The 23,262-nt window shown below is 55.4% G+C and carries 19 protein-coding genes and 1 rRNA gene; 10 read left to right on the forward strand and 10 right to left on the reverse strand.

From position 1 onward, the window contains the following. The 3 genes from VK738_05715 to fusA form a co-directional block, all read right to left on the reverse strand. A 16S ribosomal RNA gene (locus tag VK738_05715) occupies positions 1–147 on the reverse strand; the annotation flags it as partial. 729 nt (positions 148–876) lie between these two features. After that, entirely contained in the window at positions 877–1,395 is a 519-nt protein-coding gene (locus tag VK738_05720) for a hypothetical protein (GenBank protein HTD22128.1), read from the reverse strand. After that, positions 1,370–3,475, reverse strand: coding sequence for an elongation factor G (gene fusA / locus VK738_05725; GenBank protein ID HTD22129.1), 2,106 nt, complete (start codon positions 3,473–3,475; stop codon positions 1,370–1,372). Before fusA ends, VK738_05720 begins: the two co-directional genes overlap by 26 nt. Before the next feature lie 218 nt (positions 3,476–3,693). On the opposite strand from fusA, the gene VK738_05730 reads away from it, so the two are divergent. Together VK738_05730 and VK738_05735 are read left to right on the forward strand one after the other, a co-directional pair. Then, positions 3,694–4,077 carry a hypothetical protein gene (locus tag VK738_05730; GenBank protein ID HTD22130.1) on the forward strand — a complete coding sequence of 128 codons (384 nt, stop codon included), beginning with the start codon at positions 3,694–3,696 and terminating at the stop codon, positions 4,075–4,077. A gap of 46 nt (positions 4,078–4,123) precedes the next feature. Then, positions 4,124–6,394, forward strand: a complete 2,271-nt coding sequence (locus tag VK738_05735) for a TonB-dependent receptor (GenBank protein HTD22131.1) — start codon at positions 4,124–4,126, stop codon at positions 6,392–6,394. Between the two features lie 1,129 nt (positions 6,395–7,523). Here VK738_05735 and VK738_05740 read toward each other — a convergent pair. Next, positions 7,524–8,048 (reverse strand): redoxin domain-containing protein, encoded by a 525-nt coding sequence (locus VK738_05740; GenBank protein ID HTD22132.1) that lies wholly within the window; start codon positions 8,046–8,048, stop codon positions 7,524–7,526. Positions 8,049–8,281: 233 nt separating this feature from the next. Here VK738_05740 and VK738_05745 point away from each other — a divergent pair, with 233 nt between their 5' ends. Further along, entirely contained in the window at positions 8,282–9,127 is an 846-nt protein-coding gene (locus VK738_05745; GenBank protein HTD22133.1) for an MBL fold metallo-hydrolase, read from the forward strand. Positions 9,128–9,182: 55 nt separating this feature from the next. On the opposite strand, the gene dusB is transcribed toward VK738_05745, so the two are convergent. Next, positions 9,183–10,244: a tRNA dihydrouridine synthase DusB gene (dusB, locus tag VK738_05750; protein ID HTD22134.1), complete on the reverse strand. Its 1,062-nt coding sequence runs from the start codon at positions 10,242–10,244 to the stop codon at positions 9,183–9,185. 69 nt (positions 10,245–10,313) lie between these two features. Here dusB and VK738_05755 point away from each other — a divergent pair, with 69 nt between their 5' ends. The 7 genes from VK738_05755 (at position 10,314) to VK738_05785 (ending at position 17,985) form a co-directional block, all read left to right on the forward strand. Further along, on the forward strand, positions 10,314–10,940 hold the full coding sequence (locus VK738_05755; protein ID HTD22135.1) for a hypothetical protein: 627 nt from the start codon (positions 10,314–10,316) through the stop codon (positions 10,938–10,940). 271 nt (positions 10,941–11,211) lie between these two features. Beyond that, entirely contained in the window at positions 11,212–11,649 is a 438-nt protein-coding gene (locus VK738_05760) for a M67 family metallopeptidase (protein HTD22136.1), read from the forward strand. A 289-nt stretch (positions 11,650–11,938) separates the two neighbouring features. Then, positions 11,939–13,681 (forward strand): TldD/PmbA family protein, encoded by a 1,743-nt coding sequence (locus VK738_05765; protein ID HTD22137.1) that lies wholly within the window; start codon positions 11,939–11,941, stop codon positions 13,679–13,681. 62 nt (positions 13,682–13,743) lie between these two features. After that, positions 13,744–15,468 carry a metallopeptidase TldD-related protein gene (locus VK738_05770; GenBank protein HTD22138.1) on the forward strand — a complete coding sequence of 575 codons (1,725 nt, stop codon included), beginning with the start codon at positions 13,744–13,746 and terminating at the stop codon, positions 15,466–15,468. A gap of 132 nt (positions 15,469–15,600) precedes the next feature. Beyond that, entirely contained in the window at positions 15,601–15,873 is a 273-nt protein-coding gene (locus tag VK738_05775; protein HTD22139.1) for a ubiquitin-like small modifier protein 1, read from the forward strand. Between the two features lie 42 nt (positions 15,874–15,915). Next, positions 15,916–17,100, forward strand: a complete 1,185-nt coding sequence (gene moeB, locus VK738_05780) for a molybdopterin-synthase adenylyltransferase MoeB (protein HTD22140.1) — start codon at positions 15,916–15,918, stop codon at positions 17,098–17,100. Positions 17,101–17,580: 480 nt separating this feature from the next. Further along, a complete protein-coding gene (locus VK738_05785) occupies positions 17,581–17,985 on the forward strand; it encodes a hypothetical protein (GenBank protein ID HTD22141.1) in 405 nt (134 codons plus the stop codon). A gap of 7 nt (positions 17,986–17,992) precedes the next feature. Here the strand turns inward: VK738_05785 and VK738_05790 are convergent, their stop codons facing one another. From VK738_05790 to VK738_05810, 5 genes are all read right to left on the reverse strand, one after another. Then, on the reverse strand, positions 17,993–18,982 hold the full coding sequence (locus VK738_05790; protein HTD22142.1) for an alpha/beta fold hydrolase: 990 nt from the start codon (positions 18,980–18,982) through the stop codon (positions 17,993–17,995). 46 nt (positions 18,983–19,028) lie between these two features. Then, complete coding sequence (locus tag VK738_05795) at positions 19,029–19,973, reverse strand: alpha/beta fold hydrolase (GenBank protein ID HTD22143.1); 945 nt, start codon at positions 19,971–19,973, stop codon at positions 19,029–19,031. A gap of 99 nt (positions 19,974–20,072) precedes the next feature. Then, on the reverse strand, positions 20,073–20,909 hold the full coding sequence (gene prmC, locus VK738_05800) for a peptide chain release factor N(5)-glutamine methyltransferase (protein HTD22144.1): 837 nt from the start codon (positions 20,907–20,909) through the stop codon (positions 20,073–20,075). A gap of 71 nt (positions 20,910–20,980) precedes the next feature. Then, entirely contained in the window at positions 20,981–22,069 is a 1,089-nt protein-coding gene (gene prfA / locus VK738_05805; protein ID HTD22145.1) for a peptide chain release factor 1, read from the reverse strand. A 137-nt stretch (positions 22,070–22,206) separates the two neighbouring features. Then, positions 22,207–23,232 carry a DUF1385 domain-containing protein gene (locus VK738_05810; GenBank protein HTD22146.1) on the reverse strand — a complete coding sequence of 342 codons (1,026 nt, stop codon included), beginning with the start codon at positions 23,230–23,232 and terminating at the stop codon, positions 22,207–22,209. Between the last annotated feature and the right edge of the window lie 30 nt (positions 23,233–23,262).

The raw sequence follows: 23,262 nt of genomic DNA on the forward strand, positions 1-23,262 counted from the left end.
GTTATCCCCCACTCGAAGGTAGGTTAGTCACGTGTTACTCACCCGGTCGCCACTTTACTCATGGATTGCTCCACTTTCTCGTTCGACTTGCATGTGTTAGGCACGCCGCCAGCGTTGATTCTGAGCCAGGATCAAACTCTCGTGTTTGAAACCTGATGCCTCCCCGACGGGTGGTCAGGGAAGACGAACCTACCAGACAATACGGAGCTTGCGCCCCGCGGAATTCCGGCAGGTTTTCATACATTGTGAGATCACTCGGACTTAAACCCGAGCGTTTCATCTCACGACTGGCACGTTCAACCTGTTGTCAAAGACCAAATTGCGTTCCGCCTGAGCGGTGCACTTTTAGTCGATTTTCCAAGCCTCTAGATGAAGCCTGTGTCCTCGAAACTTGCTGTCTCTTTTCAGCCACATCGGCGTCAAGAGACGAACCCTTCAAACATACCGCGAGCTGCTGATATATGTCAATCGCGCTCTAAGCGAATATGCTTGCATCCGTGCAAATTGCACGGAAATAAACTTTGTAAAGACCTTAATTTGAGGTCCTGCGAGATGGAAGTCTCGGCTGGAGACTTGCTTTACGCTTAACCCTTCAGAGAACCCTGGCTTCCCTTGGAAGCCGTCTCTGAATTCACGCTCCGGAAGTCCGGCACCAGCCGGCAGAGCGATTTCTGGTGGCTATTACATCAGATGATCGGGGAACCGTTGCAGATTCAAAACTTTGCTGATCAACCCGACTGCTCTTTCCTGCCACTTCCTAATGCCGAGTTCATTTATACCAAGTAAAAAACAATTACGCAAGCCCCTGGAACACTTTTTGTAAAAATATTTGCCTGCACCGCCAAAGTTGCACCTGGACTGACAACATTTGAGCCGCTACTGCACCTTGCCTCCCGGTTTAGCTTCCAGCCGAGCCCGCACGTTCTGATAAAACGCCAGCAGATTATCGGCGGCGCCGTTGGTCAGGCGCTTGTGGATTTTCATGGCAGGGAAAACTTTGGCCCCGTTCACATTCAAGGTCACAATCAGGAAGTCCCCCGTAGGATATTTCTCAATCGTCCACTCGCCCCCGAAGCGGCGGCGGACTACTTCGCCCAGGTATCCGCCCCAGATGCGCGACATTTCATCCACCTGTTGATTGGGGAGGGGCTCGGATGGTTGTGAAGTATTAGCGGCAGGTCCGTTCTGCAGCTCATCGAGCAACTGCTCCAGAAGGCGCTCCACCTGCTCCAGGCTCTGTTCGCTGTAATCGAGTTCGACGCGAAACTCGCGCGCCATGCGGACTGCATCTTCCGCATAGGACTGCATCATCGCGCCGATATCCTGCGTCTGCTCCTGCTCCATGGTCACATTGTAGCAGCGCGTGTTCCTACTCTTCTTCTTCCACCTCTTCACCGCGCGCAGCCTTGGCGGCGATGACAATCTTTTCCTGGATCATTGCAGGCACCACGTCGTAGTGTTTCATCTCCATGACAAACGATCCTCGGCCCTGGGTCATTGAGGTCAGGTCGGCGCCATAGGTCAGCATCTCGGCCATGGGGACTTCGGCCTTCACAATCGTATTGCCGCCTTTGTTGTCCATGCCCTGAATGCGGCCGCGGCGGGAGTTGAGGTCTCCCATGATGCTGCCGGCGAATTCATCGGGGATGGTGATCTCCACCTGCATGATCGGCTCCAGCAGTGTGGGCTTGGCCTGCTCCATGGCCTTCTTGAAGGCAATGCGGCCGGCCATCTTGAAGCTCAATTCGTTTGAATCTACGTCGTGGTAAGAACCGTCGTAGAGGATGACCCTGAAATCCACCACCGGAAATCCCGCCAGGTAGCCGCGCTGCGCCGCTTCCACAATTCCCTTCTCCACCGCGGGGATATAGTTCTTGGGAATGGCGCCGCCGAAAATATCGTTGACGAACTCGAAGTTGCTGCCACGGGGCAGCGGCTCCATCTTGATTTTGCAATCGCCGTACTGGCCGTGGCCGCCGGTTTGTTTCTTGTGGCGTCCCTGCACGTCGGCCTTGCCCCGGATAGTTTCCCGATATGGGACCTTCGGTGCTTTGAGCACTACCTCGGTGTGATAACGCTTCTTGAGTCTTGAAACCACAATCTCAATGTGCTGCTGGCCCGTGCCAGCGATCAGGAACTCTTTGGTCTGCGCATCACGATAGAAGCGCAGCATGAGATCTTCTTCAATCAATTTATGAATGCCGTTGGAAAGCTTGTCCTCATCCGCCCTCGTTTTGGGTTCGATGGCGAAGGTAATCGCCGGCTCCGGCAGAGCGATGCTGGGATAGTGAATCGGGCTGGTCTTCTCTCCTAAGGTATCGCCGGTGAGAGTTTCCTTCAGTTTGGCGACAGCGCCAATGTCTCCGGCATGAAGCTCAGTCACTGCAACCTGCGTTTTACCCTGCATGATGGAAAGGTGCGAGAGCTTTTCCGGAGTATTGCGGGTGTAGTTCTGCACGGTAGCGTCATTTTTGACCACACCCGAAAAGACCTTGAAATAAGTAATCCTCCCGGCAAAGGGATCGTTTGCCGTCTTGAAAACAAAAAGCGAGCAAGGCTCGGTATCCACCGCATGCCGCACTGCGGGATTTCCGTTGTTCGTCGTGGGCGCCGATTTTACCTCGCGGTGTTCGGCGGCAGTGGGAGCATACACGGCAAGAAAATCAAGCAGGCGGTCGGTGCCAATGTTTCCGAGTCCGGAGGCGAACAGCAGCGGAAAGAGACGGTCATCGCGGCAGGCCTCGTGAATGGCTGCAATCAGATGGTCTTCGGCGATCGTGCCTTTCTCGAAAAATTCTTCCATCAGCTCATCTTTGCCCTCGGCCACAATCTCTACGAGTGCCTCGTGGGCGGCTTTGGCGGCCTCAGCCATATCGGCTGGAACAGGAATTTCTTTTCCCTTGCCGCTTCCGCCCATCTCGTAGCTGTAGGCTTTCATGGTGACCAGGTCAACCACTCCGCTCAGGTTCTTCTCGCTCCCGATGGGAAGCTGAACCGGGACCACTTGCCGTCCAAAGGCTTTTTGTAAACTTTGGATGGCAGAGTCTTTGTCCGCGCGCTCGCGGTCCATGCGCGTGGCCACCAGGATGCGTGGCACGTCCATCTCCTGGGCGAAACTCCATACCCGTTCGGTCACGATGCCAACCGGCGATGCGCCATCCACCACCACCAGCGCCGCCTCGGTGGGCACCATGGCTGCGCGCGCCTCGTGCACAAACAGGTTGAAGCCGGGCGTATCCAGGAAATTAATTTTGGTCTGGCCCCACTCGGCGTAGGCCACGCCGGTGGAAAGGGTCATGGCGCGGGCGACCTCTTCTTCGTCGTGGTCCGTGGTGGTGTCTCCCTGGTCCACGCGGCCCAACTTGGGTGTGGCCCCGGCGGTATAAAGCATGGCTGAGACTAAGGAAGTCTTGCCAGCATGAGCGTGGCCGATAACTGCAATGTTGCGGATGTTTGCCCCTTCGTAGATCTTCACGTGAACAGCTCCTTAAAGACCTTAGATGTCCAACCCTGACGTTGGATAGTAAGCCAAAACCCTGCACAAATTTAGGGCAACGAATGCTAACACAGCGGAAATCAGGGCTCAACAGGCAGGGCGTAGGCCCCCAGCGAATAAAAGTCATTTTCTTGTCAAAAACTTGCAGCACCGGGGCAAAACCACTTTGTTCTTATGTACAATGACTGGATTCGCCTATGCGTCGCGTACTAGGCATCTTCGTTGCGTTGCTGCTGTGCGTGGGTCTGCTCACGCCCATAGCCAGCGCATTGCTCATTACGGCGCCGCCTGCATGCTGCATGCAGAATAAGGCGGCTGGTGACGGTGGAATGGCTCATTGCTCACGCCACCAGAGTGCGCCTTCGTCTTCGGGATCTAATTTTCTGGCGCAAACTTCTTGCCACGGATGTTGCTCGTGTCTTGGGCCCACCGTTGCCACTCATAGCAAGGCCCGTCCCAATAACTCGGTTGTGGCGCCCGTGCCTGCCGAGTCGCATCCTTTGCTGCGCGAGTTTTATCGTGCAGAAGATTCCAGCAGCAAATTCCACCAGAACGCCGGTCGCGCCCCGCCTCTCCTCTGAATTGTTGTTGTAGAGCATTCCCAATTTAAATTCATGAGGAGGAGTTATGGCAGGAAGGCGTATTGTCCTTTCTTGGCTTTTGGTTTTCGGAGTTCTTGCTTTTAGCGCATCGGCTCACGCCACTATTTTCGGAGATGTGCGCGGAATCGTGCACGATCCCCAGCATCGCCCTATTAAGGCTGCGACTGTAACCATCAAGGCAGCTTCTACCGACTGGCAGCAAACGCTCCAGACCGATAATGAAGGTTCATTTCTTTTTCAGGCGGTCCCGCTCGGCGAATACACAATTAAAGTTACCGGCGCGGGCTTTGCTCCGCAGGAGCAGCGCGCAATTGTGAATTCGGGCACGATGACCGACCTTCACTTTCAACTCAGTGTGGCCTCCACCAGTGAAACGGTGGAAGTCACTGATATAGCGGGCGTGGTGAATCCGCAATCTTCCAGCAGTGAAACGCTTATCAGCCGCAACGAGATCGCAAATAATCCCGGTGCAGACCGCACCAACAGCCTGCAGATGATCACCAATTTTGTTCCTGGCGCTTATATGGTGCATGATCTGCTTCACATCCGCGGCGGACACCAGGTGAGCTGGCTGATTGACGGCGTGCCTGTTCCCAACACGAATATCGCGAGCAATGTCGGTCCGCAATTCGACCCCAAAGACATTGATACGCTCGAAGTCGGACGCGGCGGCTACTCCGCCGAATCGGGCGACCGCACCTATGGCATCTTTAACGTGGTCCCGCGTTCCGGATTTGAGCGCAACAATGCCGGCGAGTTGCTCTTGAATTACGGCAGCTTTAACTCGACCAACGATCAGATCAGCTTCGGCAGCCACACCCAGCGCTTTGCTTACTACGCGAGCTTGAACGGAACCCGCTCCGAACTGGGACTCGATACCCCCATCGCCCACGTCATCCACGACAAAGAGGCTGGCGGAGGCGGCTTTCTTTCTCTCATCTTTAATCCTGTTCCCTCTGACCAGTTGCGGCTGGTCATCTCGGGACGCGCTGACCACTACCAGATTCCCAACGACTTCGACATGGAAAACACACTGGGCATCCGCGACGTGCAAAACGAGCACGATGCCTTCGGGAGCGCCTCCTGGCTGCACACTTTCCCCAACGGCATTCTGCTTACTTTCTCGCCCTTCTTCCACGCCAACCGCGCGGCTTACACCGGCGGAGTAAACGATCAACCCGTGACTCCCAATCAAAGCACTAAGTCGATTTACGCCGGTGGCCAGGTGACCGTTGAAGTCGTGAGGGGCAACAACAACTTGCGCGCCGGATTTGTCGGCTTTGCACAGCGCGACAAAGAGTTTTTTGGCGTTGTAGCCAATGATGGCAGCGGCACTTTTCTGAGTGAACTCGCCCAACCTATCGCTGATACCGAGGCCGCGTTTGTGGAAGATCAATGGAAGGCGACCTCGTGGCTGACGCTGAATGGCGGCGTCCGCCTGTCACGTTTTTCCGGCGGAGTGAGTGAACACTCCACCGACCCGCGCATTGGAGCCGCCATCCAGGTTCCACGCATCCATTGGGTGCTGCACGGTTTCTACGGACGCTATTACCAGGCCCCTCCGCTGAATACCTTTTCGGGAACGCAATTGTGCCCAGTAAACTTGCCTATAAACTTTCAATGCCTTTCGCTGTTGGACCTTGCTAACAACATCGGGTTCGGATTTCTGCCTCTGCGTGGCGAACGGGACGAACAATATGAGGCCGGACTGAGTATTCCGGTGCAAAGATGGGCGCTCGACTTTACCGCCTTCCGCACCCACGCCAAAAACTTCCTGGACCATGACGTGATTGGCAACTCCGGCATCTTTTTCCCGCTTACGCTCGACCGGGCACGTATTCGAGGCTGGGAGAGCACAGTGCGCTCGCCCCGCTTGTTTGAACGTGCGCAGTTGCACCTGGCCTATTCCCATCAATTTGCCGAGGGGAAGGGCGCGAGAACCGGCGGTCTCACCGATTTCTCGCCTCCCCAGGACCTGTTCTTTCTGGATCACGACCAGCGTGACACCCTGAGCGTTGGATACGACGTTAGATTGCCCTGGCGCAGCTTTTCTTCAGGTAATTTCAATTACGGCAAGGGATTCCTGAATGGAATCGGCCCCAGGCATCTCCACCCGCATGCCACCTTTGACTTTGCTGCAGGCAAATCATTCGGCGAAAGTTGGACGGCGCAGTTCAGCGCGCTTAACGTCAGCAACAATCGTTACCTGCTGGATACCAGCAACACCTTTGGCGGAACGCACTTCTACGAACCGCGCCAGTACTCAGTTGAATTGCGTTACAGGTTTCACTATTGATGGCGACCCGCCGACGCCCCGTGCTTGTTTTTGAAGTAAAGAGTTCTGCACTTGATGGAATGCGACGTTTTTTGTCCATAACGATGATGGTGGCAATCGCTTTGTCAGTGATTGCGCCTATAGCTGCCGATTCTCTCACCACCCAGACACCGGCGTGCTGTCGTGCAAATGGCAAGCACCATTGCGGGGCCATGCACGCCATGATAATGCCAGTGCCGGAATCGGACGCATCTGTTCCCGCAGTCGGCAGTGCTCCTGAGAAGTGTCCCATGCGGTCCTTTGCTAAGGCGCACACTGGGTTTTTCGCGTTTCTGAGTGCACCGCGAACGTCTTTTCTCGTCAGTACACAACAGTTTGTTTGCAAAAACTATCTTGTCTTCGTCACTTTCGGTTTTTCATCCCATACAGATCGCGGCCCTCCAACCGCCTAGCCTACATCACCGGAATGCGCAAAGGTCCGATGTTGATCGGGCCGTATTGCGACTTTTTACTACGCGGGCATCTCCTGCCCAAAACCAAGCGTAGCTGGTCCCATGCATGGTGGTCCGCAGGGCACCTCCATTCGTCCGCCAGTTAACGCCCTGTCGGGATGGGCGACAGGGTTTCACTTGAGGAAAAAATTGGAATGAAACTTGCGCGAAAAAATCTTAAGGCGCCGGGAAAAGGTAAAAACTGAGCGCCTTTCGACTTAAGAGCAAAGCCGAATAAACGAAGCAAAGCCCGCCACGATTGGCGGGCTTTGCTTCCCTACACAGATGCTGCTCTTCCCAGGCTTGGCAACTTTCTCCAGGAGAGCAGCCCGAAACTAACACTGCTGAATTCCTCAGCTAATACTGCGCTGCTACTCCTATATTGTACTTCGAGTTCCCAACAACGGAATCATATTTTATGTGAAAATGTTTTAATGAGTCTCATTATGGGAATTTGTAGGCTTTGCGACCACAATGGAACTGACGAGAGCGTGCACTTAAATTTCGCAAGAGTTCCTACTTGGGGGTAATTACGATCTAAGGTCCGCAAGCGCAGGAGATTGCACATGCGGCTGTCGCCGCTGAATCTACGTTCACAAAAACTTTTTGAATGTAAAAAGATCTTCAGGAACCTGAAGACACGCGTCTTTACTTCTTTGCTAGGGTAAAGTTCGCAATACCTCAAAACAGTCATCGTGGGGAGGCTGCTCGCCAAGCTCATAGACTTTCGCGAAGGCAATTTTGCCCTGCTTATCTACGATGACCACGGCCCGTTCACTGATGCCGGGCAGGGGAGGCCCTTCGCGGAAAACGCCGTAGGCTTTGGCCACGCCTCCATGCGGATAGAAGTCGCTCACCAGGGGATAACGCAAGATCCCGATGGATTTTTCCTGCCAGGCGATGTGGCTGAAAATGGAATCAATGCTAATGCCCACGACCTGGGCATCGAAACCGGCGAACTTATCGAGATCGTCGTTGAGCGCCGGCATCTGGGTGGTTCAAGTCGGACTCCAATCCAGCGCATAGAAGGCCAGCACGAGGTTTTTCTTGCCGCGATAGCCGCTCAATTTGAAGGGATGGCGCTCGCTTCCCGTCACTGCCGCTAGCTCGAAATCGGGGGCAACATCTCCAACCTGTAAGGGCAAAGGATTCTCCAGAAAAATTCTGATGATGAGGCGAACCAAAGATTATATATGCTCGCGCCGAACTTGCGGAAATTCTGAAGACAGACTTTGTAATCAAAATGTAATTCCCTGCTTCTGACGACGCGGAACAGGGTGAGCCAAGTGCGAGCGCCGAGTCAGCGCGAACAGTTGGCGAGGGAGCAGTAGCCTGGTTTTGGCTGCGGAGCCCTTAGAATAAAGCCCATTTTGTAATTAAAATGTAATTTATTCCATATCCGGATCAAACCACCTCCATGCTTCCTACTCTTCATCTTGGCGATTTTGAACTTACCGTTCTCTCCGATGGCACTTACTATCTTGATGGCGGGACCATCTTCGGGATCATTCCCAAGCCGCTATGGGAAAAGAAGATGCCTGCCGACGAGCGCAATCGCGTTTCCATAGGGTTGAACTCTCTCCTGATTCGGACAGGCAAACAGAACATCCTGGTGGAAACCGGCATCGGCAATAAGCTGGGAGAGAAACAGTTACGCATTTATCACTCCCAAGCCAAACTGCTGGAAAGCCTGCAGGCAGCCGGCATTCAACCCGCGCAGATTGATATCGTCATCAACTCGCACCTGCACTTCGACCATTGCGGCTGGAACACTGTAATCGAGGGTGGAGTCGTTGTCCCAACCTTTCCTAACGCACGCTACTACGCCCCAGAAGGCGAATTGCAGGTCGCGCACCAGCAGCGCGAGCGCGATCGGGTGAGCTATCTCAGCGATAACTATGACCCTCTCATTCGCAGCGGCCAGATGCAACTGTTGCAAAAAGACGGTGAAATCGTGCCTGGGATTTCAGTCTGCAACTATCCCGGCCATACCCGCGCCATGATGGCAGTCTTGATTGAGAGCCGCGGCCAGAAAGCTTGTTATGTCTCTGACCTTATTCCCACGACAGCGCATCTCGATCTGGTCTGGGGCATGGCCTACGATCTCTTCCCACTGGAGACCATTGAGAACAAGAGGCGCTACTACAAACAAGCCATTCCCGAAAAATGGCTGACGATCTTTACGCATGACCCGAAGATTCCGTGGGGATATTTGCACTTGAATGAGCAGCAAAAGATCGCCGTTACAGTTGCCAGTAGCTAGTATCGGCTCTTGCGCGAAGACAAGAATCTTACACCTTCCTTCGTGTCCTTTGTGGTTAAGCTTTTGCAGTTGCTTCTAGCAACTGGCTACTGCCAAAGAACTGCTCCACGCTCTCCAAAATCTCGCTCCCCCGCTTGGCCCCATGCACGGCTTTGCGCAGAGTGCTGCCACCCGGAATGCCATGGGTAAACCATGAAGCGAACTGTTTCATCTTTCCTTCCGCCCCGGGGACATCTTCTTCCAGCAGCATACGGAAATAAGTATGGATCATGGCATAGCGGTCGGCATTGGTAGGCTCGTCGTAGCGGCCGCTCTGCTTGTACTGCTCAATCTGGCGGAAGATCCATGGATTCGACGGCGCCATGCGTCCAATCATGACCGCGTCGCATCGTGTCTGCGCCATCATGGCAGCGGCGTCTTGCGGTGAGCGGATATCACCATTTCCTATAACAGGAATCTTGACTGCGTCTTTGATGGCGGCAATCCACTCCCAGCGCGCATTGCCGCTGTATCCCTGCTCGCGCGTGCGGGCGTGCAGGGCGACGGCTTGCAGGCCGCAATTTTCCGCAAGCTTGGCCAGCTCCACGCAGACCAGTTGTTTTTCGTCCCAGCCGGCCCGGAACTTTACCGTAAACGGAATCTTGACCGCGGCCCGCACCTTTTCAAAGATCACGCGGATATGCGGCAGATCGCGCAGCAGCCCCGAGCCGCCGTTGCATTTAACCACGCGCTTGGCGGGACAACCCAGGTTCAAATCCACCAGGTCGAAGCCCAGCTCTTCCACAATTTTGGCGGCGCCGGCCAGCACCTCGGCATCACTGCCGAACAGTTGCGCCGAGATAGGATGTTCGTCATCGTAAAAGTGCAGATAGCGCTTGCGCTTGGATTCGCGGCAGCGGAACAAGCCATCAGCCGAGGTGAACTCGGTCATGATGAGCCCGCATCCACCGAGGTTTTTGATGAAGCGGCGGAAGACAGTGTCCGTCACCCCGGCCATAGGGGCCAGGATGGTGGCGGGCGAAATCCTGACATCGCCGATCAAGACAGAATCCGGCATGCGCACCTGCTCTGGCGCTTCTTCGCGCGGCCCTGCCGGAATGTCCCAGTACTTCCTCACAGATGCTATTTTACCTTTGCGCTTGCTATAGTTTTACAAGAAAGGTGTTTTTGAATAGTAAAGGCGGTCATGCAAGCAGAGGCAACAAACCAGCCGAACTTCACTCCATATAAAAATGAAGCTGTCAATCATATCTATAACTTGTTGTTCTGTGATAACCCCGAAGCGTTTTCAGCAACGTTGTTAGCTGAGAACGCGAACGATACAGAACTTCGTGCAATCGCGGAAGACGAATCTCAAGAAAGCCGTCTCCGCATGCGCGCGTACAACCGGCTTCGGGAAAAGAAAGAACTCGTTCCTGCCAAAAAACTGCTCGGCGTAATTATCGAGGTCGGTCTCGAAAACGGTCTTGATGTGTTGGCTGCGTTTCCGGACGGACGCGCTCGCTATATCAACTATTCGGAAAAGATGTCTATCTTTGAAGCATCTCCCCCTGAGGTACAAACCAAGATACGTAAACTGCTTGACGCATCCCAGCCGGTGGTGGAGAGAATTGGCCCCTGGGAGAAAGCGCGGCTCGCTCCTCCGCCCATGGGTACAATCCGAATGACTTTTCTTGTTTCGGATGGATTTTACTTCGGGCAAGGGCCACTTAACGTGATGCAACGCGACGCTATGGCAGGCCCGGTCATTACTGCCGGTGTCGAACTTCTTCAAGCCGTAGCGAATGCAACACGTGGGACGCCGAGTAAATAGTTCGACTGAAAAAAAGGTTTGGCTCAGTCGTGCCGAAAAGCCCCTGCGTTTTGATTTAATTCTTCTTATAGACATCTGAAGGGGGAACAATCCCGAAGGGGTGACGTGTTATAGCCCAGCGCTTCCAGCGCTGGGTATCGTAGAAAAACGGTCTTAGTCCCGCAAGGGACGACGCCATACCTTCGAGCTATTACACACATTCGAAAGCCTGTGATCACATTTATAATTAGATTCAACATTCTAAACACGATTTAGACTTATCCGGCTCCCCATGCTCAAAGTTCCAGAAGATATCTTTCAGCAAATCCGCCGCCACGGCGAAGAAACTTATCCCAATGAATGCTGCGGCGTGCTCCTGGGCCAGGTGGATTTGGACCAGAACGCCCGCAGCGTCAGCCTCGCCATCCGTTGCGGCAACACCCGGACCGATTCTGCCCATAACCGCTACCATATTGATCCTAAAGAGCTGATTGCCGCGCAAAAGACCGCGCGCCAGCGTGGAGAAGATATTGTGGGCTTCTATCACTCGCATCCCGATCATCCCGCGCAATGGTCGCCAACCGACTTTGCCGAAGCCCACTGGATCGGCTGCTCCTACGTGATCACCGCGGTCGCCAGGGGCAAGGCGGAAATTACCAATTCTTTTCTGCTCGACGGCAGTACCGAAGAAGATAAAAAGTTTGTGGATGAGAAGGTTGAGGTTCTATAGTCGAACTAGGGCGAAGGCTGCCAAAGCAAGCTTCTCTGCCTCATTAATCTGGGTGGCTGGATTCCAAATTCGCCACGCTGCCCTCTCCGTCTTCGTGCTATGCTCCCCTGATTAAACCCTGAACGAAATGGCCGCACCCATTTATCAACCTTCGGAGTTGGCTGGCATCTAAGCTTCTGAACCAAACTGGAGTATCTGGATTTATGCTGGCTGGGAATTCTTGTATCCGGCCGGTTGCAGGAAGCGTTGCGGGCCCCTCAGAGAAACGTCCAACGAAAGGGATACAGCGATGAACGCGCGAGTTCGTGCAGTCCTGTTTGCGGTAATTGTGCTCACGGTTGCGGTTGACCCGCTCAGTGCGCAGAAGAAGAGTGTTTCTGCCGGGAAGAAAAGCGCCTCTTCCGCCCTTCAATCCTCTCCTGTTCTTCAGGCCATGAAGGATGAGTTGACGCATTCGCTCGATGCGTTGAAGGGACAATCCACGCCGCCCTACTTTCTTAGTTATGAAATCGGCGAGAGCAATAACATCAGCATAGTTGGGTCATTCGGCACAATTACCCGCAGCAACGAAAGCCGGCGCCGCCTCATGAATATTGATCTGCGCGTCGGCGATTTCAAGGTGGATAACACCCGCGCCCTTCGCGGCAGTGGCCAGTCCTTCGATTTCGCTGACCGCTTCAGTTTTATCGAGATTCCCATCGAAGATGATCCGGCCGCGATCCGGACCACGCTCTGGTACCACACCGACCAGAAGTACAAGCGCGCGGTGGAGCAGCTTACCAAAGTAAAGACCAACATGCAGGTCCAGGTCGAGCAGGAGGATAAGTCCGCCGACTTCTCCCAGGAACCGCCGGAAACCTATACGGAAAAACTCCAGGCCCTTGCGCTTGATCGCCACACCTGGGAGGAAAAAATCCGCAAATACACCGCCCCCTTTGCCCGCTATGGCGACATTTACGAGGCCAATGCCGTCTTGAGCGCCAGCGCGGAGACCCGCTGGTTCGTCAGCAATGAGGGCTCCCAAATTCAGACCTCGCAAACCTACTACCGGCTTTTCATCTCCGCCTTTACCAAGGCCGATGACGGTATGGAGCTTCCGCGCTACGAATCCTTCTTTGCGTTTACTCCCGAAGGCCTGCCCGACGATGCCGCCATCCTGAAGGCGGTGGACAAAATGATCCAGGACCTTCGTGCCTTGCGCACTGCACCCGTGGTCGAGCCTTACACCGGTCCGGCGATTCTCTCCGGGCGGGCAAGCGGCGTTTTCTTCCACGAGGTCTTCGGACATCGCATTGAGGGCCACCGCCAAAAGCGAGTGGAAGAAGGACAGACCTTCAAGAAAATGGTGAATGATAAAGTCCTGCCAGATTCGTTTTCAGTGGTTTTCGATCCCACTCTATACCGGCTGGGAAATCAGGACCTGGTCGGCGCTTATCGTTATGACGATGAAGGCGTAAAGGCTCGTCGCCTCTCCGTGGTGGAGAATGGCGTCTTCAAGAACTTTCTGATGTCGCGCACCCCCATCGATGGCTTTCCCGGCTCCAACGGCCACGGCCGTAACCAGGCGGGCTTTGCCCCGGTAGCGCGCCAGTCGAACCTGATTGTTCAGGCGTCGTCGCCGGTCACGCGGGCCGAGTTGAAAAAGATGCTTTTGGAGCAGATCCAGAAGGAGAACAAGCCCTTCGGACTATTGTTCGATGACATCCAGGGCGGCTTCACCATTACCACCCGCACCATCCCCAACGCTTTTAACGTGCTGCCCGTCATGGTGTATCGCATCTACCCGGACGGAAAAGAAGAATTAGTGCGGGGTGTAGACCTCATTGGCACCCCGCTCACCACCTTCAGCAAGATCCTGGCCGCGGATGACCAGGTCGGAGTGTTCAATGGCGTCTGCGGGGCCGAATCCGGATGGGTTCCCGTGTCGGCAGTCTCCCCCGGCATTCTGCTATCGCAGATCGAAGTGCAGAAGAAATCTATGTCGCAGGAGCGGCCGCCGCTGCTGCCGGCGCCATTCGCCGTGGAAAAATAAATGTTAGCGTGGCCAGGAATCTGGCCTTTTACTGAGTATTGATATCGTCACTGGGAGCCACCATGAAAACCACCCTCGTCTGCTGTTTATCGTTGTGCCTCCTGCTTGCCGCTCTGCCCGCTGGCGCGCAGGATGACGTAGTCACCAACGCCATGCGCGATGAGCTCGATCGCTCCATGAAAACGCTCCAGCTTGAAAAACTGGAAAAGCCGTACTTCATCGCCTACCGCACCCAGGAGTACACCAGCACCGGGGCCGCTGCCAGCCTGGGCAGCCTGCTTTACAGCAATACTTCACGCAGCCGTTTCCTGGCGGTTGAAATGCGCGTGGGAGACTATGCGCTCGACAACACAAATTTCGTCTCTACTCCCGGCCCCTTTGGCGGATCTCGCATGTCGCCGCTTCCGTTGGAGGACAACTACAAAGAGCTTCGCCGCCAAATCTGGCTGGCCACCGACGCAGCCTACAAACGCGCTCTCGAAGACCTCTCCCGCAAGCGCGCTGCCTTGCAGAACCGGACGCGCACCGAAGAGATCCCGGACTTCACCAAAGCACAGCCGGTAACCCTGCGCGACGAGTCGCCGCCGGCGCAGGTCGAACCCGCTGCAGTGGAAAAAATGGTGCGCGAGCTTTCGGCGCTCTTTCGGCAGATGCCGCAGGTCTACAGCTCGACCGTGAGCCTCAGTGTAAGCAACGTTGTGACCCGGCAGATTGACAGCGAGGGCACATCGTTCGTGCGCGCGACGCCCGAGGTCGCATTCCGGGCGGTTGCCACCACCCAGGCGCCGGATGGGATGCCGCTCGAGGATTTTGTCACCGCCTACGGCCGCTCCATCAGCGATCTGCCCAGCCAGGAGGAGTTGGCAAAGCGGATCCGCGAACTGGGGACCCATCTCGCCCAGCTTCGTTCCGCCCCTCTGCCCGATCGTTACATCGGCCCTGTGCTCTTTGAAGGCCAGGCTGCGGCAGAGCTTTTCGGCCGCGTCTTTGCGCCCAACCTGCTCGCCAGGCGGCGGCCCATTGGTGACAATGCTCGGTTTGAATCCATGGCGGAAAACCCGTTTCTTGATAAGTTGGGTGCTCGCGTGCTTCCCGACACATTCGATGTTGTGGATGCCCCCACGCGCGACACCTACGAGGATGCTCGTCTTTATGGCAGCTACCGCATCGACGATGACGGCGTTGCTGCCCGTGACATCACGCTCGTGCAAAAAGGGATCCTGAAAACGTTGCTTTCAACCCGGGTTCCCGTTCGCGGTGTCCTGGAAAGCAACGGCCACCGCCGCGGCTCGGGACCTGCGCTCAGCAATCTCATTGTGACCACCGGCAAAGGGTTGGGTGACGACGAACTCCGGGCAGAGCTGATGCGCCTGGTGAAGCAGCGTGGCCTCGATTACGGGGTCGTCGTGCGCCGCCTGACGTACTCGCCTCGATCGGCAGCGCAGCTTCCGCTGGCTGCAATGGCTTTCTCTGGCGCAGGTGGTGGCGAGAGCGTCATTCTTGTATTTAAGGTTTTTCCCGATGGGCATGAAGAGCTGGTTCGCAACGTCGAATTCAGCGGCATTACCAATACCGACTTCAAAGATATCGCGGCAGCTTCGAAAACCGCCTCCATCTATACCGCCTCGTCGGGTGGCGAAGTCGTCTCCTTTCGGGTGCCCTCGTTGTTGTTCGACGACGTCACCATCAAGAAGCCTTCGGGCGAAATTCCCAAGCCGCCTGTAGCCGGCTCTCCCTTGGCCGATTCCACAGACGCTAAGAACGGCGGCGGTCACTCACAGCACTAGCCACCGTTCCAACAGTTGTCGTAATCTTCCGAACTCCCTGCCCGGCGCCGCTTGAGTTCGCGGCTGTCCTGTTGTAATTCTTTGTATCCAAGGACTTGCTGGAGGCATCCTTGTTATTATTGAAGCGCGATCATGAAGATTCATATTCCTACCCCACTCCGGCAATATGCCGGCAAGAACTCGACGGTTGACGTTAAGGGCGGCACCGTCGCCGAAGCCTTGGCCAATCTCACAACACAATATGGCGACCTGCGCCGCCATCTTTACACCGATGACGGCAAATTGCGCGCCTTCGTCAATGTGTACGTAAATGACGAGGATATTCGCTATTTGCAGAAAGAGAACACTCCTACCAAGGAAGGCGACTCGATTTCCATCGTCCCCTCCATCGCCGGAGGCTTCTAAAAAATTGATACAGCCTTCGTGGCTGTGCAGGCTGGAACATTTATGGCAACCATCGTAGAAAAACCCGTCGTCGCAAATGCGACCCCCACATTGAATAAAGACGAGATCCTGCGCTACTCGCGGCATCTCATCATGCCCGAGGTCGGCATGGAAGGTCAGCTCAAGCTCAAAGCGGCTAAGGTGCTTTGCATCGGCGCCGGCGGCCTGGGCTCGCCGCTGATCCTGTACCTTGCGGCAGCCGGCGTGGGCACGCTGGGCATCGTGGATTTCGACGTCGTGGATTTCACCAACTTGCAGCGCCAGATTATCCACTCCACGGCAGATGTCGGACGCAAGAAGCTCGACTCCGCCGAGCAGACCATCAACGAAATCAACCCGTTTGTGGAAGTCAAAAAGTTCGAGACGCTGCTCAACAGCGAAAACGCCCTGCAGCTCTTTCGCGATTTCGACGTGATCGTCGATGGCACCGACAACTTCCCCACCCGCTACCTGGTCAACGACGCTTGCGTGCTCAGCGGCAAGCCCAACGTTTACGGATCAATCTTCCGCTTCGAAGGCCAGGCCAGCGTCTTCGCTACCAAAGAAGGTCCGTGCTATCGCTGCCTGTATCCCGAGCCGCCACCGCCGGGGCTGGTACCCTCCTGCGCCGAAGGTGGAGTCCTGGGAATCTTGCCCGGCTTAGTCGGCGTGATTCAGGCTACAGAAGTCGTCAAACTGATTCTGGGCTCGGGTGACTCGCTGATTGGACGCCTCTTGCTCGTAGACGCCCTGGGCATGAAGTTCCGCGAGCTTAAGCTGCGCAAAAATCCCGAGTGCCCGGTGTGCGGCACGCATCCCACGGTGACCAAGCTGATAGACTACCAGCAGTTTTGCGGCATACGCGGCGAGGAGCAAAAGGTGACGACCGAAGCCATTCCCCAAATCCAGCCGGAGGAGCTCAAGCGCCGGCTCGACGCGGGCGAAGACATTTTCATTCTCGACGTGCGTGAACCCCACGAATATCAAATCTGCAACCTGGGCGGATATCTGATTCCCATCAATGATCTGCCCAAGCGGGTCAACGAACTCGATTCCAGCCGCCAGATCGTGGCCCACTGCAAGATGGGTGGCCGCAGCGCTAAAGCGGTTGAGTTCCTCAAGCAAGCAGGATTCAAGAACGTGCTGAATCTGGCGGGCGGCATCAACGCGTGGTCCGATAAGGTGGATCCCAAAGTACCCAAGTACTGAGAGCTGAATTCCGGTTGGCTTTTGCCTTCCTTCGTGCCCTTTGTGTGCACCCTTCGTGTCCTTTGTGGTTAAGGCTTTTTCTGCGCGGTGCCAGGATGGTCCCATTGTGGTATCAAAAGCTTAATTTCTGGGCAAGCGTGGATTATCATCGCTTCTGAAAGTGTATCCAGCATCTAGAATGCGGGGGTATTCCCTCTACGGGTCTTTGAAAATTCGCAAAAGCAGTCTTCGGCACGAGAAATGCCCCCGCGGCTGATGCATATCTAGTAAACACCGCTGACCTGTAGCAAGTACCCACGGCGGCAGGCGACTTTCCCCAGTAAATACGCAGCGATCATGGCTGTTCCAACCGGTTCCAGATACTTGCAGCAAGTGGGGTGGGGGTAACGCCTTTTGGGAGGGAGCTGAAGATAACCAAAGAGTAATCAGTGGGAACTCCTGATACTTATCCAGTGTCTAACGTCTTAGTTGCTGACTGACATGCAGATGCCTCGACTTGCGCTCCGCTATATCCTGCCGCCGTTACAGCTATTGATTTTTCTGGCAGTGGCAATACCGGAGCATCGGGAGAGCGTAGCGAAGAATCCGAAGTCAGATTTCGAGTCCTTCGGATGCATCAAGCTTGACAGACATACCCATAGCCCGCCGGTATACGACCCCTTCGCCTATGAATGCTGGGGCGGCAATCCAGAACGCGTGGAAACTCTGAACTTACCCGTTACCATGCTCGCGATTTTCCTTATGCAGCACTCCGCTGGTTTGGGAGTAAGTCAGGTCAGGCTTTTCTACACAACTATGGTGATTGGCATTCCGTTGTTCTGGTATGGAGTCGGTTTTTTGATTGACCGCCGGCGTAACCGTGCTGCAGCGAAAAAGCCCTCGTGAGGAAACGTTATTGGGCGGCGGCCCGGTGTCCCACTCCATCTGGCCTGGAATCGCGTGCGAAATTTATGAAATCCATCACATGGCGCTCATAGTCCGCACGTGCGTCGCTGATGGCGCTGCCGTGCCCCGCTCCGGGAACTTCCCACAAGATCACATTTGGATTCAGTTCATGAATCATGCGCGAATGCCGAATGGGAATATTGTCATCCTCCAGGCCGGCAATCAGAAGCACCGGCACTGAACTGTTGCGTAGCGCTGCTACGGGAGAGGCTTCTTCCAGATTGACTTTGTATTTCGACCGCGCATAGATCATTCCAAACTCAATGATGGGCCGCCCTACGGTCATGCCGAACCAAGGGCCCAGATGGAAAGGCTGGCCAATGCGGTCATAGCCGATCTCGCGGAAGCTGGCGTAAGGCGCCTCAGCAATCACGCCGCAAAAGCGCGGCTCACGCGCGGCCGCCTGCAATATGATTGCCGCTCCCATGGAAACGCCGGAGCCGAAAACACAGCCTCCCGCCGGTAGCTTATTCTTCAGCCAACTTACCCAGCGATGCACGTCGTCAGCTTCGAGTATTCCGAAAGTTGCCAGCTCGCCGCCGCTGGCGCCGTGGGCCCGCGAGTCCGGCATCAGAACGTTATAGCCGTGGCGCAGGAATAATTCTGCCTGGCCCGACATTCCTCTGCGCGTATCCCCCAGCCCGTGCAGAACAATCACAGCGTTCCGGGTAGCACCGGAGTGCATGAAATACCAGGCGCGCAGTGTGACTCCGTCCTGGGCTTCAACCGAGACCTCTTGCGGCTCTCGGCCTGCCTTTTGATCTGATGACGCTTGCATCAGCCACGCTGGCGGAGCCAGAGCCATCGCACCCGGGTGCGGCTGGCGCAGGGTCATATCTACCAGAAACTTGGCGGCATAGGCGCAGAACGCCAGATAAAGCCCCAGGAATAGTGAAAGCCACAACAGGCGTCTTTTGGAAAAAATTGGCCGGCGCATAAAGTTAATCCTTCATACGTAACTGGAGCCCGGAAAGTTCGGCGATTCACGCCACAGGAATGACGGGCGTGATTGAATGCGCAGCAAAGAAAGCTCTTACCCTCTCCGTAAATTCCTGCGGATGCGTACGAAAAACCAGCGTGTGTTCCACCCCGGGAACAATCCACAATTCAGTCCTGGGGTTCGCTTGATGCAGTATCTGCGAATGCCGCAGCCGGAGATGAGTATCAGAGGCGCCATGAATGAGCATGATGGGAGTGGTAACCCCGGTGATTGCATTCCGAGGGCTCGCGCTCTGCAAGTCGAGCCGGTGCACAATGCGTCCTTCAAGAAAAGCACCTTCGATGGCAGGTCGCAGCAATGTTTTCCCTAACCACGGACCAGCAGAAAATTGTTCGCTCACGCGGTCATACGCGGCCTCGCGGAAATCAGCAAACGAAGACTCCGCCACCACCGCGCAAAAGCGGTGCTCCACCTGCAAAGATTGCAGCAGGATCGCCGCCCCCATGGATTCTCCCAGGGCAAAAACGCACGTTGGATTTTTATTGGCTATGAGCCAATCAACCCACGCATGGACGTCGCCCGATTCGCGCAAACCATAGGTTGTTAGGCCGCTGCTGGCCCCGTTGCCGCGCGAGTCCGGCATAAGCACCGAATACCCGCTCTGCAGAAATATACCCATGTAGGGTTCTATACCGGCGCGGCTGTCGCCCAAACCGTGCAGCAGGAGCACAGCGCGTCCATTGGAAGCCGCGGGTTGAACATACCACGCTTCCAGATGAGTTCCGTCCTGGGACTGGATGGAAACATTTTGTAGCTGGCCTCCGCTGGTCTGTGCACTCTGCTCGGCAAGTTTTGTAAGTCTGGCGAGACGTTGTCCGCGGTGAATTCGTACCGGATGCAATGAGATTTCAGCCAGTGCAATTGTGCCTAACAGGTAGAGCAACACTGAAAACGCACCCACGCGAAATATACATTTTTTAATGGACATTTTTAGTGACAGTAGTTTGACATGTTTTCGGGCTCGGGGAAAATCAATTCATGAAATGGAGTTCCGCTGTTTCGATGACCGCAACTTGCGGAAGAAAGACTACTTCCGCGCCGCCACCACGCGGGGAATTCCCTGCAGGTCGTTGATGGTACGAACCTCGCGCCAAGTTTTCAATAAAGCGCGGACGGGCTCCTCGATAGAAAACCCAATTTCCATGACCAGCCAACCACCGTCGCGCAGGCATTCATATGCTTGCGGAAGCAATCTCTGATAAATCTCCATGCCAGTGGGGCCGCCAAAAACCGCGACTTTGGGTTCGAACTCGCGCACCTCGCGCTGGGTTTTTTCGGGTTCGGCTTCGCTCACATAGGGCGGATTGGAAACTATAAAATCTAATTGCTGCGCTTGAAAGCCCGAGAGCAAGTCCGCCTGATGAAAGCGGATTCGCTCTGCAAAACCCAACCGGGCGGCGTTAGCGCGAGCTACTTCCAGGGCCTCGGCAGAAATATCGGCGGCTTCGATCTGTGCCAGCACGAGTTCGCTGGCCAACGCAATGGCAATGCATCCCGAACCGGTACCCACGTCAATAATTTTTAAATCTTGTTGTCCAGCCGCCAGCTCCAAAACGGTCTCGATGATGTGCTCGGTCTCCGGGCGCGGGATGAGCACTGCCGGCGACACCAGCAGATCGAGCCCCCAGAACTCCTGGTGCCCGGTGATGTACTGTGCAGGCTTGCCTGTGGATCGCTCAGAAATGTAACCCGTAAAGCGGTTGTGCTCATCGGCAGTCAGCTCGCGCTCAGGATGCGCGTACAGATAAGCGCGGTCACAGCTTAGTGTGAACATCATCAGAGTTTCTGAATTCAAGCGCGGCGATCCCACGCTGTTAGCGGTGAGATGTTCGATGGCGGCAGCTAGAGCGGCTTTCAATTGCATGGAGAGCGTGGAGGATTACGAAAATCTAAGATCAATGACCCGATGACTCAATGGCGCAATGACTCAATTCGTCAATCTGCTGCGCTGGCGCCGTTCTCATCACCCTTGAGTTTTTCTGTCTGGTAATGCGTGGTCAGCGCATCAATAAAGGGTTGCAGCTTGCCATCCATCACGTCGGTCAACTGGTGCATGGTCATGCCGATGCGGTGGTCGGTCACGCGGTTCTGCGGAAAGTTGTAGGTACGGATCTTTTCGCTGCGATCGCCGCTGCCCACCATCGCCCGGCGCTCCTTGGCCAGGGCGGCCTGCTGCTTTTCCTGCTCCATCTCATAGAGACGCGCGCGCAACACACGCATGCCCTTTTCGCGGTTCTTGATCTGCGATTTCTCATCCTGGCAGCTAACGACGGTGTTAGTGGGCAGGTGGGTGATACGTACGGCAGAGTACGTTGTGTTGACTGACTGTCCGCCCGGCCCTGAAGAGCAGAAGGTATCAATGCGCAGGTCTTTGGCTTCAATCTTGATGTCAACCTCTTCAGCTTCGGGGAGCACCGCTACCGTAATTGCCGAAGTATGCACCCGCCCCTGTTGCTCCGTCTGCGGGACGCGCTGCACGCGGTGCACGCCGCTCTCATATTTCAACTGCGAGTAGACTCGCTGGCCCTCGATGAGAGCAATCACTTCTTTCAGCCCGCCGACGCCCGACTCGGAGGTGGAAAGCACCTCCACCTTCCAGCGCTTGCCCTCGGCAAAGCGCGTGTACATGCGGAAGACCTCGGCGGCGAACAATGTGGCCTCGTCTCCGCCGGTTCCAGCGCGAATTTCCAGCACGATGTTTTTTTCGTCGTTGGGATCTTTGGGAAGCAGCAGGAACTTCAGCTCTTCTTCCACGCGGACCATGCGCTGCTCCAGGTTGGTCAGCTCCTCCTGCGCGTAGGCGCGCATTTCCTGGTCTTCTTCACCGGCGACTAAAGCCTTGCTCTCGTCAATGCCACGCTTCAGGTCTTTAAACTCGCGGAACTTTTCCACCACGGGCACAAGTTCGCTGTGCGCCTTGGCAGTCTTCTGGTATTTCGCCGAGTCATTGATGATTTCCGGCGAGGCCAGCGCCTGCGTGAGTTCGTCGTAGCGGGCTTCGAGTTGTTCTAAACGCTCAAACATAAAAAACAGTACTCAGTTGTCAGCACTCAGTACTCAGTTGCAAGATCCCAGACTTCATTCTTAGCTTCCAGTGCCAAGAAACTCCCCGGCACGCGGAGTCGAAATCTTTCGACACCCGCGAACTCAGATTACGACTGCTAGGCTATGATTAATTCCCCGCCGCGTGTTTTTTCCAGTTCCATGGCTTCATTCAAGGCGCGGATGGCGCATTCGACCTGGGCATCGGCGGGCGGTTGCGTGGTGATGCGTTGCAGCCACATTCCCGGCCGGGTCAAAAGCAAGAAGAGGGCGGAGCCCACGCCGCGTGAAGCACCAGCAGCAGCGCGCCGCTGAAGTTGCCCGGCAAAGCGGATCATCTCGTACGACACCGCCGCAATCACCGGCAGCAGGGCGATGCGAATTCCAAATCGCGCCCAGAATGTAGTTACCGGGATCAGGGTATAGACCACAATCGAGATCAGCATCACCGTCATCAGGAAGCTGGTGCCGCAGCGCGGATGATAGGTGGAATATTGCTGCACGTTTTCCGCGGTCAGGTCCTTGTGGTCTTCGAAGGCAAATACCGTCTTGTGCTCGGAGCCGTGATATTCGAAGACGCGGTGAATATCTTTAAAGCGCGAAATTCCCCAGATAAAAAGCAGGAAGAGCGCGATGCGAATGGCGCCGTCTACTACGTTGAAGGCGATCTGGCCGGAAAATACGGCAAAGTGCCGTTTGAGTTCGGTGGCCGCCAGCAGGGGAATAAATTTATACATGAAGATAAAAAACGCTACCGAAAAGAGCACGTTCACGGCTGCCACCCAGCCACTGATTTCGATTTTCTGTTCCTTGTCTTTATCTTTGCTCTCTCCGGCTATTCCTTCGAGGGCCACATTGGCAGAAAATTTCAAGGCACGGAAGCCCAGACTCATGGCCTGCCCCAGTGTGGCAATTCCGCGGACCAGCGGCCAGCCCAGCCATTTATGTTTTTCCGAGAGACGCTCGAGCGGTTCGCGATGCACTACAACTTCTCCGGAAGGATTGCGCACAGCAATTCCCCAGGCATGGGGCGTGCGCATCATTACGCCTTCCATCACCGCCTGGCCGCCGACCAGAGTTTCTTCGCCGCTTTCGAGCGCAGGAAGAAGCTGCAGCGTCGCCAGGAACCGTACAATTGTGGCCAAATATTTGAACATATACACAGATTAGATGAG

It is taken from the genome of Terriglobales bacterium, from assembly GCA_035487355.1.
Classification (GTDB): Bacteria; Acidobacteriota; Terriglobia; order Terriglobales; family Acidobacteriaceae; genus QIAW01.

Bases quoted from the DNA above. Each gene is read 5' to 3' on its own strand.
- VK738_05730 (HTD22130.1), top strand. From the start codon at position 3,694: ATGCGTCGCGTACTAGGCATCTTCGTTGCGTTGCTGCTGTGCGTGGGT.
- VK738_05735 (HTD22131.1), top strand. From the start codon at position 4,124: ATGGCAGGAAGGCGTATTGTCCTTTCTTGGCTTTTGGTTTTCGGAGTT.
- VK738_05745 (HTD22133.1), top strand. From the start codon at position 8,282: ATGCTTCCTACTCTTCATCTTGGCGATTTTGAACTTACCGTTCTCTCC.
- VK738_05755 (HTD22135.1), top strand. From the start codon at position 10,314: ATGCAAGCAGAGGCAACAAACCAGCCGAACTTCACTCCATATAAAAAT.
- VK738_05760 (HTD22136.1), top strand. From the start codon at position 11,212: ATGCTCAAAGTTCCAGAAGATATCTTTCAGCAAATCCGCCGCCACGGC.
- VK738_05765 (HTD22137.1), top strand. From the start codon at position 11,939: ATGAACGCGCGAGTTCGTGCAGTCCTGTTTGCGGTAATTGTGCTCACG.
- VK738_05770 (HTD22138.1), top strand. From the start codon at position 13,744: ATGAAAACCACCCTCGTCTGCTGTTTATCGTTGTGCCTCCTGCTTGCC.
- VK738_05775 (HTD22139.1), top strand. From the start codon at position 15,601: ATGAAGATTCATATTCCTACCCCACTCCGGCAATATGCCGGCAAGAAC.
- moeB (HTD22140.1), top strand. From the start codon at position 15,916: ATGGCAACCATCGTAGAAAAACCCGTCGTCGCAAATGCGACCCCCACA.
- VK738_05785 (HTD22141.1), top strand. From the start codon at position 17,581: ATGCAGATGCCTCGACTTGCGCTCCGCTATATCCTGCCGCCGTTACAG.
- VK738_05790 (HTD22142.1), bottom strand. From the start codon at position 18,982: ATGCGCCGGCCAATTTTTTCCAAAAGACGCCTGTTGTGGCTTTCACTA.
- VK738_05795 (HTD22143.1), bottom strand. From the start codon at position 19,973: ATGTCCATTAAAAAATGTATATTTCGCGTGGGTGCGTTTTCAGTGTTG.
- prmC (HTD22144.1), bottom strand. From the start codon at position 20,909: ATGCAATTGAAAGCCGCTCTAGCTGCCGCCATCGAACATCTCACCGCT.
- prfA (HTD22145.1), bottom strand. From the start codon at position 22,069: ATGTTTGAGCGTTTAGAACAACTCGAAGCCCGCTACGACGAACTCACG.